1 pseudogene is annotated in these 1,314 nt (G+C 67.8%); it reads left to right on the plus strand.

Annotated features, from left to right (window positions below):
* Positions 1-217: 217 nt before the first annotated feature.
* Positions 218-985, plus strand: a pseudogene (locus U9977_RS10375) (Tn3 family transposase); the annotation flags it as partial.
* Between the last annotated feature and the right edge of the window lie 329 nt (positions 986-1,314).

Below are 1,314 nucleotides of genomic sequence, written 5' to 3' on the forward strand. Positions count from 1 at the left end.
TGCTCGGGCACACTCATCCTCACGGCCTTGGTTCGATCCTGTGTCTCGCAACGCACGATCCTGCCAGGGCCGTCTTGCGTGTCCGGCGGCGGCCTTACTCAGAGTCAGGTCAGCGGACGAAGCCGCCCCGAACCTTAAATTGCAAGCTAAGGACGCCGACTACGTCACGCACTTCACCGACGAGTTCACCTCGGTCGCCTCCCGCGAGGTCACCGACCGGGCGACCATCCGCCGGCTGGTCAACGAGACCTTCGCGGTCCGCGACGCCGCTCTGTGGGGCGAGGGGACCTCCTGCGCGTCGGACTCGAAGAAGTTCGGCTCCTGGTCGTCGAACCTGATGACCGAGTGGCACCAGCGCTACCGCGGCCCCGGCGTGATGATCTACTGGCACGTCGAGAAGCGCAGCGTCTGCATCTACTCCCAGGTGACCTCGTGCTCGGCGTCCGAGGTCGCCTCGATGATCGAAGGGCTGATGCGGCACCTGACCTCCGCCGACATCGACCGGCAGTACGTCGACACCCACGGCGCCAGCGTCGTCGGGTTCGCCTTCGCCCACCTGCTCGACTTCCGTCTGCTCCCGCGGCTGAAGAACATCGGCTCCGCCCGGCTCTACCGGCCCGGCGGCGGCGCAGACGACACCTGGCCGAAGCTCACCCCGGTCCTGTCGAACAAGACGATCGACTGGGACCTGATCGCCCAGCAGTACGACCAGATGGTCAAATACGCCACCGCCCTACGCCTGGGCACCACCGAGGCCGAGCAGGTGCTGCGCCGGTTCACCCGCGGCGGCCCGAAACACCCCACCTTCCAAGCCCTGGAAGAACTCGGCCGCGCCACCAGCACGATCTTCATCTGCGAATATCTGTCGTCCCCGGAGCTGCGTACCGAGATCCACGAAGGGCTACAGGTCGTGGAGAACTGGAACTCCGCGAACACCGAGTTCTGCTACGGCAAGGACGGCCAGCTCACCGGGGCCGACCGGGAATCGATCGTGGCAGGTCAGGCTCGCCGCGGTCCCCACCGGCCGGTGAACCACCCGACCAGTGCACTCGCTGTGACCGGGGCATCGAAAATGGAGACCCGCGTCGCGGCGGCGAGCTGCTGCGCGGTCTCCCGGGTGTCGGGGTGGTCGTCGCCGAGGGTTCGCGCCCAACGGCGGTGGGCGGCCTCGGCGAGAGGGCGGCCAGCGATGGTCTGCCCGGAAGCCCGCAGGTAGTGGGTGACGGCGACCAGCAGCGCACGGAACGGCTCTGGTTCGGCGTCGGGATCAGCCGGGTCGTCGTGCGCCAGGTCGATAAGGGCCTGGACGTGGGG

It is taken from the genome of Protofrankia sp. Cas8 (genome assembly GCF_963555845.1).
Taxonomy (GTDB): Bacteria; Actinomycetota; Actinomycetes; order Frankiales; family Frankiaceae; genus Protofrankia.